Genomic DNA, 9414 nt, shown 5'->3' with positions numbered 1-9414 from the left:
TTTAAAAAAGAATTTTTATAATTAACCTACTGTTTAATTTTCAAAGTTCATTTTTGTTTTGCCCTTTTCTTAAGGACAAGTAATACTATACCATCTTAATTTAACATCGTCAACACTTTTTTTAAATTTAATTTTATTTTTTATTTAGAAATTTAAACTTTCTTTGTTAAGCTTTCCAATTGCTGATGTTTTTTATTCATATATTATATATTTTTTTATATTTATATATGTTTTTATAATTCTAATAAGCTGTCTATTCTAGTTTTATCAAAACCTAAAACATGATTTCCATCTATAAGTAAAACAGGCACAGACATATATCCAAGTTTTATAAGAGTTTTTCTATTTTCGTCATTCCCAGATATATTATATTCAGTATAATCTATATTTTTTTCTTTTAAATACTTTTTTAATTCAATACATTGTTTGCATTTATCACTACTAAAGATTTCTATTTTTTTCATGCTTTTTTCACTTCTCCTACTTTCTTTTTAAAAATACCACTCTTGTATTTTTGTTTTACATATATTAGATTAGTATTAAATATTAAGTGTAATATGTCAATACTGTGTTTCAAATAATTAATATTATTCGTAAGTTTATATAAATATAAAATATTTATAAAGCTAATTTTAGGAGGGTTCTAATATGAGCAAGAAAGTATTAATTATGTCCGCATCTACAGGTGGTGGCCATAATAGAGCAGCTAGAGCTATTGAAGAAGAACTAATAAAAAAGACACTTGACGGGGAAAACATAGAATGTAAAATCATAGATAGTTTAAAACTTGTAAATACTACTATGGATAAGATTATATCTAGAGGATATGAAAAATCTGCTATTTACACACCTAATGCATATGGTAAAGTTTATAGATTTTCTGAAACTGGACTTGTTTCTAAAAATGAGTTTAAAGGAAATATGATAACAACTTTTATGGCTAAACGTTTTAGAAGATTACTTTTAGATGAGCAACCAGATCTAATAATAGGAACTCATCCTTTTCCTATGATAGCACTTAGTACTTTAAAGAAACAATGTAGCACTAATAGCAATCCCGTATTTCACACTAGCTTTAACGATAATTTTAATAATCATTTTAACAATGAAAATTTCCCTACACTTATTTCAGTATTAACTGATTATACAACTCATTCTACATGGATACAGCATGAGTTAGATTACTATGTTGTAGGGCATGAATATGTTAAAGAGCTTCTTATTTCAGAAGGTGTTGATGGAGATAAAGTTAAGCCTCTTGGAATTCCAGTTGAAAAATCATTCTTACAACATAGAAATAGAGAGACAGTTTTATCTGAATTAGGTTTTGATCCTGAAAAATTAACAGTTCTTCTTATGGGCGGCAGTTTTGGGGCTGGGAATATGAAAGAAACATTCGAAGAAATGCTCGATATAGATAGAGATTTCCAAATTTTAGTTATAACAGGTAGAAACGAATCTCTTAAAGAAAAACTTTCAAAAAAACTAGAAAATCATATAACTAGTAAAACAGTACATATTTTAGGATTTACAGATAAAATGAATGATATTTTAGCTTCGATCGATATACTTGTTACAAAGCCAGGTGGACTTACAACAACAGAGGCTCTATTGAAAGATGTTCCTATGATAGTTCCATACTATATACCTGGTCAAGAAGAGGAAAATTTAGATTTCTTATGTAATTGTGGTTCTGCACTTAGGACAACTAAAAAATATACTTTATCAGTACTATTAAAAGTAATAATAGATGATCCTTCTAGACTTGAACTTCTTAAAAAAAATATTAAATCAATTAGAAAATTTAATTCCTCTCAAAACATAGCTAATCTTATAGAGGCCGAATTATCATAATATAATAAAAACTGTAGATATAATATCTACAGTTTTTTTATCTATTCTATAAAAACCTAGTACCTAGGTTCATAAAAATCTTCTTCATAGTCATATTGATAATTTTTATAATTATTCTTAAAACTACTCTCTTTTGATTTAAAGGCTTTTTTACTTTTCTTTTTTATAAGAACACTCATATCATCATCTTCTGTGTATTTTAATTTATCTTTCGATGATTTTAGTTTCTTATTTCTTTTTTCTTTCATAGCATTGTACTCTTCAAAATTCATAGCTGATTTCATTTTGCACCCCTATTAAAATTTTTAATAAAATTATACAACACCATCATTGAAACTTCAATATTTTCAATATAAATTTTATAAATCAAAATCTCGTAAAAAACGACATCGAATTTAATACAAAAATAAAAAAAATCGAGAATAAAATCTCGATTTTTATATTTCTCTTCTTCCTTCTAGAGCTTTAGTTATTGTAACTTCATCGGCATACTCTAAATCTCCACCTACTGGTAATCCATGAGCAATTCTAGTAACTTTTATTCCCATAGGTTTTAAAAGCCTTGCTATATACATAGCTGTAGCTTCACCTTCTATAGTTGGATTTGTTGCCATTATAACTTCTCTTACTTCTTGATTTCCTAATCTCTGTATAAGCTCTTTAACTCTTATCATATCTGGACCTATACCATCCATAGGAGAAATTACTCCATTTAATACATGGTATTGACCATGGAATTCTTTTGTTTTTTCCATAGCTGCTACATCTCTAGGATCTTCAACTACACATATAATACCACTGTCCCTATTTTTATTGGAACACATACTACATGGATCTTTATCTGTTATATTATAGCAAATAGAACAGTATTTTATTTCTTTCTTAGCTTCTACTATAGCCTTAGATAAAGCTTCTACATCATTCATATTCATATTAATAACATGAAAAGCTAATCTCTGTGCAGTTTTTCTTCCAACTCCAGGAAGCTTAGAAAATTCTTCTATTAGCCTTGAAATAGGCCCTGAATAAGTTTGCATCTAATCACCTACTAGAATAACCCAGGAATATTCATTCCTCCAGTTAATTTATTCATTTGTGAAGATTGCATATCATCAACGCTTCTTAATGCTTCATTAACAGCACTTAATACTAGGTCTTGAAGCATTTCTATATCATCTGGATCTACAACTTCAGGTTTTATTTGAATATCAACAACTTCTTTCTTACCGTTAACTTTAACTGTAACAGCTCCTCCTCCAACAGAAGTTTCGATTTCTTTTGTTTCTAAGTCTTCTTGCATCTTTTGCATATCAGTTTGCATTTTTTGAGCTTGTTTTAGTAATTGATTCATATTTCCAGGCATCATTCCTGGGAATCCTTTTTTAGCCATATATAAATTCCTCCTTAATTATCCTTTTTATTTAATATGCTATTATTATATCATATTCGTATTTATTATTTAATTTCATTTTCATTTATACTTTGCTTAATATCTATTATTTCTTTAGGAAAAACAGATTTTAATATTTCTTCGCCTTTATCCTTTTGTTCTTTTTCTATTTCTAATTTTATATTTTTTGTCTCTGACTTTAAAATTATTTTTATACTGAAACTTCTATTCAGTATTTCTCTTATTACACTCTCTATATAATTTCTAGTTTTTTCATCACTTAATTTATTTTTTGCAAATGCAAAGCTATCATCAAATACTATATATAAGTTATTTGCACTTACATTAAACTCTTTTGCCTCTCTTAAAATAGCATATACAGGCATGTTTTTATCTTTCTTTATATGAGCAAGTATATTTTCCCAAGATTTCTCTATTAACTCAACATCTTCATTTTTGACTTCTTCATAAAAAACTTCTTCCTCAACTTCAGCTTCATTTTCTTCAGAAGTTCCTTTAGCTTCTTTTTTACTTTCTATCTCAACATTATTATTTATATTTATTTTTCCACTTTTTATAACCTCTTCTAAATTAGATATTCTTTTTAAAAGAGATTCTTTACTTTCATCAAACATTGGTTGAGATAATTTCATTATACTAACCTCTGCCAATACTCTAGGGTTTGAAGATACCTTAATCGCATCCTGAGTTGTTGATAGTATATTAAGAATTCTAATAATATCATTGACCTCTATTGTACTTGCCTGTGCTTTTAACTGTTCAACTATTTCTTCTGGTAAAGAAATTATTTCATCTAAATCACTAGATACCTTGCACACCATTAAGTTTCTAAAATGATCTATTAAATCATCTATCAAGTTCTTTATATCTTTACCCCATACTACAAACTCATTCAATATCTCTAAACATTTCTTTGTATCCTCTTTTATAACGTACTCTGCCATTTCAAATAGTTGCTCTATATTTACTGTTCCCAGTAAATCCACAACATCTTTGTATTCTATATCATTTTCACTAAAAGACATACATTGATCTAATATACTAAGTGCATCTCTAAGTGCACCTTGAGAGTTTCTTGCTATTAAATTTAAAGCTCTATCATCTACAACTACATTTACATCATCGCATATTTCCTTCATTCTAGTAGACATATCTTTAACTGTAACTCTTTTAAAATCAAATCTTTGACATCTAGATAAAATTGTAGCAGGTATTTTATGAGGTTCTGTTGTTGCTAATATAAATATTACATATGAAGGTGGCTCTTCAAGTGTTTTTAAAAGTGCATTAAATGCACCTTGAGATAGCATATGCACCTCATCTATTATATAAACCTTATATTTACATTTTGCTGGAGTATATTTTACATTTTCTCTAATTTCTCTTATATCATCAACACTATTATTTGATGCTGCATCTATTTCTATAACATCCATAATGTTATCACTTAGTATATCTTTACAAACTTCACATTCATTACAAGGCTCTTCATCTACAGAGTTTTGGCAATTTAAAGCTCTTGCAAAAATCTTTGCAGTTGAGGTTTTCCCTGTACCTCTAGTTCCACAAAATAAATATGCATGTCCTACATTATTATTTTGGATCTGGTTTTTTAAAGTTCTAATTATATGTTCTTGTCCTACAACGTCTTTAAATGTTTGAGGCCTGTAGGCTCTATACAACGCCTTATGCATAATTTATCTCTCCTTAATTCTAAAATCCCGATATTTTATTATATACCAATTAAAACAAATATTATCTATTTCAGTATAAATCAATTATATATTTTTTTATATTAAAAAAATCCCTCATACAAGGGATTTTATTTTTATATTAAAGCTGTGCACCATCTATTGACTTACTATCATAGGCGTTACCTAAACAGTTAGCTCGACTTAGGCACCCCCGCGGCACACGAAAGGATTCACTTACCGTTGCTTCCTTCCGGATCTGGCGGAGTTTATGAGCTTCCGTTGCGCAGGACCTAAGTGTCAACACCACTTATTTAGGGCAGCCCTACAATATATAAGCCTCTAGATGGAATTCAACCCTGCTATAGCGGATTGCAGGTTACAGGACACCGCTACCTTCCCGTCTAGCACAGCAAACTTATAACCATAATTTTTTTGGCGGAGAGAGTGGGATTCGAACCCACGATACGGTTTTACCCGTATACTCACTTTCCAGGCGAGCGCCTTCGACCAACTCGACCATCTCTCCTTACTGTCGCTTTCTTAACTCTTTAAAAAACTTTTGTAATACATCTGAACATTCTTCTTTTAATATATCAAATGTTACATCTATATTGCAAGTATTAAAGTAGTCAACTTTGAATTCATGTTGCTTTTCTATATTTAAGTTTTTTATATGCTTAGTTCCTATTATAAGTTTTTTTATCCTTGATTGAACTATAGCTCCACTACACATTATACATGGTTCCATAGTAACATACAAGTCGCAATTTATAAGTCTCCATCCACCTAAGTAATCTGAAGCCTTTCTTATTGCTAATATTTCAGCATGGGCTGTAGGATCATTTAATGTTTCAGTTAGATTATGCGCTCTAGCTATAATTTCACCATTCCTCACTATGACTGCACCTATGGGTGTCTCGCCTTTTCCATAAGCTTTATATGCTTCTTTAATTGCTTCACTCATATAAAACGATTTGTCCATGCTTCCTCCTAAAACCTATAACATCTTTAATATTACCATAATTAAATTTATAATTCAACTTAAATTTTAACCCATATTCTAATATAATTCTACAAATTTAATGTTATTTTTTAATACATTTTTTGTTAAATCTAAAGTGATTTTTGATTATGAATTTTTAAAATAAATAGGAAGCTTAATATGTAAGCTCCCTATTTAGATAAGTAAGATTTTTAAATCTTATAATTCATCTTTCTTTATAACATCAACACCCATGTATGGTCTTAATGCTTCAGGAACTACTACAGACCCATCAGCTTGTTGATAGTTTTCTAATATAGCAGCTAAACATCTTCCTACTGCTAATCCTGATCCATTTAATGTATGAACATATTCAGCTTTTGCTTTCTTATCTCTCTTGAATCTTATTCCAGCTCTTCTAGCTTGGAAATCTTCAAAGTTTGAACAAGAAGAAATTTCAACATATCTGTTGTAGCTTGGCATCCATACTTCTAAATCGTATTTAAATGCAGCTGTAAATCCTAAGTCTCCTGTACATATTCTTACAACTCTATATGGTAATCCTAACATTTGTAACATAGTTTCAGCATCATTTGTTAATTTTTCTAATTCTTCATAAGATTCTTCTGGCTTAACAAACTTAACTAATTCAACTTTATTGAATTGATGTTGTCTTACTAATCCTCTTGTATCTCTTCCTGCTGATCCTGCTTCAGATCTGAAACATGGAGTATATGCACAATATTTTACTGGTAACTCATCTGCTGATAATATTTCATCTCTGTGTATATTTGTTACAGGAACCTCTGCAGTTGGTATTAAGAAGTAATCAAGACCTTCTAATTTGAACATATCTTCTTCGAATTTAGGAAGTTGACCTGTTCCTATAAAACTAGCTCTATTTGCCATAAATGGAGGTAATACTTCTGTGTATCCATGCTTTTCAGTATGAGTATTTAAGAAGAAGTTTATTAATGATCTCTCAAGTCTAGCTCCTAAACCTCTGTATAAAGTAAATCTTGATCCTGTTATTTTACCTGCAGTTTCAAAATCTAATATACCTAATCCTGTTCCTATATCCCAGTGAGCTTTGTTTTCAAAGTCAAACTTAGTAGGATCTCCCCAAGTTCTAATTTGTACATTATCTTCATCTGTTGTTCCTTGTGGAACATCTGGGTGAGGAACATTAGGAATTCTCATTAAGTTATATTCCATTTTTTCTTCTACTTCTTTAACTTTCTCATCAAATCCTTTTATCTTCTCAGATAATTGCTTTAACTTAGCTTTTGCTTCTGTAACATCTACACCTTCTTTTATTAATTGAGGTATTTTCTTTGATTCTACATTTAATTCATTTTTCATAACTTCAACTTCTTGAAGTAATTCTCTTCTCTTATTATCTAATTCTACAACTATATCAAGGTCGAATTCTTTTTCGCCTCTTATTTCCATTGCTTTTTTTATTTCATCTAAATTTTCTCTTATTCTTTTTATATCTAACATTTGTCTTCCTCCTATAGAATATTTTTATATTTTAAAATAAAATAACGTTACCCCTAATGATGTAATAGTGATTTTATTTCAATTTTTTGATTTTTTGTATAAAAAAAGACCCTCGTACCCCTTAAAAAGGGACGAAAGTCTGTTATCCGCGTTGCCACCCTAGTTGTTTATATTTATAAAATATAAACCTCTCAATCCTGTAACGTAGGTATACGACTAATCTTACTATTATTTTCCGATTAGTAGCTCAGGAATGGATTCAAAAACCATTGTAATGAGTTCTCACCAACCACTCACTCTCTGAATACAAACTTGCTTTTTACTATTTTCCGTCTTCGCCATATTCTTTGTTCTATTTGTAAATCATTATATTATATATATTATCAACTTTCAATACTAATATTCAAAAAAGTTTTATTATTTTTATTATTTTTTTATATCTTCCTCACAATTTTTATAATATATAACTCTTGAAGGGAAAGGTATTTCAATATTATTCTCATCAAATTTAGATTTAACCTTCTCCATTACATCAAAGTATACACTCCAGTAATCATCAGTCTTTACCCATGGTCTTGCTACTATCTGCATAGCATTTTCACCTAATGTATTTAGTCCAATTATAGGTTCTGGATCTCTTAATATTCTGTTATCTTCTTTAAAAATTTTTGCTAATACATCTTTTACAACTTTTATATTTGTATCGTAAGATACACTAAATGAAAAATCTATTCTTCTTTTTTCCTGGTGTGTGTAATTAATTATATTATCACTAGTTAACTTAAAGTTTGGTACTATGATGGCTTTATTATCAGGAGTTTTTAGTATTGTACTAAAAATCTGTATATCAGCAACAGTTCCTTCAACTCCAGATCCACCTATGTAATCTCCTGTTTTAAATGGTTGGAAAAATAAAATTATCATACCTGCACCTAAATTTGATAGTATTTCTTTAAATGCTAAACCTAATGATAAACCAATAACTCCTATCAACGATACCATAACTGTCATAAAAGATTGTACCGGGAAATTAATTATATCTAAGCATGTCATAATTACCATAAGAACACTAGATCCATAAATAGCATATGATGCAAAATTAGCTACTCCTCTTTCGACATTATATTTAAGTATAATGTTTTTGCTATATCTTTTTAACCATTTACAAGCATATAATCCTACAATAAGAAATATAATTGCATATATTAATTTAGGTCCACTATTTTTAACTGCATGAAAAAAAGTTTCTATGGTTTTTTGAGATACCTGCGTTGTACTTCCACTAATCATCAACTCACTCTCCTAACTTGCTGTCTTTATTTTAAATATATATTAATATTTTTCCTCTTTGATTTATATATCTCTAATTATTTTACAATATTTTTTCAATTAAATGCAATTTTTATAATGTATATATTTATATAAAATAAAAAAAGCTATGAAAATTCATAGCTTTAAATTCTTTCACATGAGTTCATCGAATGACAATCTAATATTTTTTTTACAAAACTATCAAGATCCTGTACCTTACTACTATCAGCTAAATCAATTTTTATATTCATCATCTCATCATTTATTGGTCCTTGAGAAATTGAATTAATCTTTAAATTATTTTCTTCAGCTAAATTTATTAAATCTAGAATACTCCCTCTATTAACTTCTATACTAAACTTCATTTTTATCTACCCCTTTTTAGTATCTTTTAATAAAGAATATTCAAGCTGTATTTAAATTATTACACTTTGTACATTTAAATTAAATTTAATCTCACATCGTATAAGCGTAATTCTTCTTTATTTTACACATCAAAAAAGTGGTTAAGATTTATTTTGCAACGCAGCGGTCATTCAAAGCTTCTTTTCTTATCCTTTATATAATATCGTATAAACGTAATTCTTTTATATTTTACACATCAAAAAAGTGGTTGATATTTAGTTTGCAGCGAAGTGGTCATTTAAAGCATCTTCTCA

General features: G+C 28.6%; 10 protein-coding genes, 1 tRNA gene, 1 other RNA gene and 1 other annotated feature. Of the genes, 1 reads left to right on the top strand and 11 read right to left on the bottom strand.

Going from position 1 to position 9414, the window contains the following annotated elements; genetic code table 11:
- Positions 1 to 233: 233 nt before the first annotated feature.
- Positions 234 to 464, bottom strand: a complete 231-nt coding sequence (locus RWY47_RS12645; RefSeq protein ID WP_021428129.1) for a glutaredoxin family protein — start codon at positions 462 to 464, stop codon at positions 234 to 236.
- A gap of 184 nt (positions 465 to 648) precedes the next feature.
- Here RWY47_RS12645 and RWY47_RS12640 point away from each other — a divergent pair, with 184 nt between their 5' ends.
- The gene (locus RWY47_RS12640; protein WP_035119065.1) at positions 649 to 1854 is read left to right on the top strand and encodes an MGDG synthase family glycosyltransferase; all 1206 of its coding nucleotides are present in this window, start codon (positions 649 to 651) and stop codon (positions 1852 to 1854) included.
- Between the two features lie 56 nt (positions 1855 to 1910).
- Here RWY47_RS12640 and RWY47_RS12635 read toward each other — a convergent pair whose 3' ends face one another.
- The 10 genes from RWY47_RS12635 to RWY47_RS12590 all read right to left on the bottom strand — a co-directional run bounded on the left by RWY47_RS12635 (position 1911) and on the right by RWY47_RS12590 (position 9120).
- The gene (locus RWY47_RS12635; protein ID WP_021428135.1) at positions 1911 to 2138 is read right to left on the bottom strand and encodes a hypothetical protein; all 228 of its coding nucleotides are present in this window, start codon (positions 2136 to 2138) and stop codon (positions 1911 to 1913) included.
- A gap of 153 nt (positions 2139 to 2291) precedes the next feature.
- Positions 2292 to 2891: a recombination mediator RecR gene (gene recR, locus RWY47_RS12630; RefSeq protein ID WP_021428134.1), complete on the bottom strand. Its 600-nt coding sequence runs from the start codon at positions 2889 to 2891 to the stop codon at positions 2292 to 2294.
- A gap of 11 nt (positions 2892 to 2902) precedes the next feature.
- Complete coding sequence (locus RWY47_RS12625) at positions 2903 to 3244, bottom strand: YbaB/EbfC family nucleoid-associated protein (protein ID WP_021428128.1); 342 nt, start codon at positions 3242 to 3244, stop codon at positions 2903 to 2905.
- A 65-nt stretch (positions 3245 to 3309) separates the two neighbouring features.
- Complete coding sequence (dnaX, locus tag RWY47_RS12620; RefSeq protein WP_168932780.1) at positions 3310 to 4959, bottom strand: DNA polymerase III subunit gamma/tau; 1650 nt, start codon at positions 4957 to 4959, stop codon at positions 3310 to 3312.
- Between the two features lie 145 nt (positions 4960 to 5104).
- Positions 5105 to 5369: signal recognition particle sRNA large type (gene ffs, locus RWY47_RS12615), an RNA gene on the bottom strand.
- Positions 5370 to 5392: 23 nt separating this feature from the next.
- Positions 5393 to 5485: transfer RNA gene (locus RWY47_RS12610), tRNA-Ser, on the bottom strand.
- Positions 5486 to 5941, bottom strand: coding sequence for a nucleoside deaminase (locus tag RWY47_RS12605; protein WP_021428132.1), 456 nt, complete (start codon positions 5939 to 5941; stop codon positions 5486 to 5488).
- 219 nt (positions 5942 to 6160) lie between these two features.
- The gene (gene serS / locus RWY47_RS12600) at positions 6161 to 7444 is read right to left on the bottom strand and encodes a serine--tRNA ligase (RefSeq protein ID WP_021428133.1); all 1284 of its coding nucleotides are present in this window, start codon (positions 7442 to 7444) and stop codon (positions 6161 to 6163) included.
- A 124-nt stretch (positions 7445 to 7568) separates the two neighbouring features.
- Positions 7569 to 7789, bottom strand: a binding site (T-box leader).
- A gap of 81 nt (positions 7790 to 7870) precedes the next feature.
- The gene (locus RWY47_RS12595) at positions 7871 to 8734 is read right to left on the bottom strand and encodes a mechanosensitive ion channel family protein (protein ID WP_150841887.1); all 864 of its coding nucleotides are present in this window, start codon (positions 8732 to 8734) and stop codon (positions 7871 to 7873) included.
- Positions 8735 to 8898: 164 nt separating this feature from the next.
- On the bottom strand, positions 8899 to 9120 hold the full coding sequence (locus RWY47_RS12590) for a hypothetical protein (RefSeq protein ID WP_021428127.1): 222 nt from the start codon (positions 9118 to 9120) through the stop codon (positions 8899 to 8901).
- Between the last annotated feature and the right edge of the window lie 294 nt (positions 9121 to 9414).

This window comes from Paraclostridium sp. MRS3W1 (assembly GCF_032465715.1).
In the GTDB taxonomy this organism is placed as follows: Bacteria; Bacillota; Clostridia; order Peptostreptococcales; family Peptostreptococcaceae; genus Paraclostridium; species Paraclostridium dentum.
The sequence above is the reverse complement of the archived record's forward strand: the minus strand, read 5'-3'. Positions and strand labels throughout refer to the sequence as shown.

Excerpts from the sequence above, each read along its gene's own strand:
- recR (WP_021428134.1), bottom strand. The coding sequence starts at position 2,891 with ATGCAAACTTATTCAGGGCCTATTTCAAGGCTAATAGAAGAATTTTCT.
- RWY47_RS12595 (WP_150841887.1), bottom strand. The coding sequence starts at position 8,734 with ATGATTAGTGGAAGTACAACGCAGGTATCTCAAAAAACCATAGAAACT.
- RWY47_RS12635 (WP_021428135.1), bottom strand. The coding sequence starts at position 2,138 with ATGAAATCAGCTATGAATTTTGAAGAGTACAATGCTATGAAAGAAAAA.
- serS (WP_021428133.1), bottom strand. The coding sequence starts at position 7,444 with ATGTTAGATATAAAAAGAATAAGAGAAAATTTAGATGAAATAAAAAAA.
- RWY47_RS12625 (WP_021428128.1), bottom strand. The coding sequence starts at position 3,244 with ATGGCTAAAAAAGGATTCCCAGGAATGATGCCTGGAAATATGAATCAA.
- RWY47_RS12590 (WP_021428127.1), bottom strand. The coding sequence starts at position 9,120 with ATGAAGTTTAGTATAGAAGTTAATAGAGGGAGTATTCTAGATTTAATA.
- RWY47_RS12640 (WP_035119065.1), top strand. The coding sequence starts at position 649 with ATGAGCAAGAAAGTATTAATTATGTCCGCATCTACAGGTGGTGGCCAT.
- RWY47_RS12605 (WP_021428132.1), bottom strand. The coding sequence starts at position 5,941 with ATGGACAAATCGTTTTATATGAGTGAAGCAATTAAAGAAGCATATAAA.
- dnaX (WP_168932780.1), bottom strand. The coding sequence starts at position 4,959 with ATGCATAAGGCGTTGTATAGAGCCTACAGGCCTCAAACATTTAAAGAC.
- RWY47_RS12645 (WP_021428129.1), bottom strand. The coding sequence starts at position 464 with ATGAAAAAAATAGAAATCTTTAGTAGTGATAAATGCAAACAATGTATT.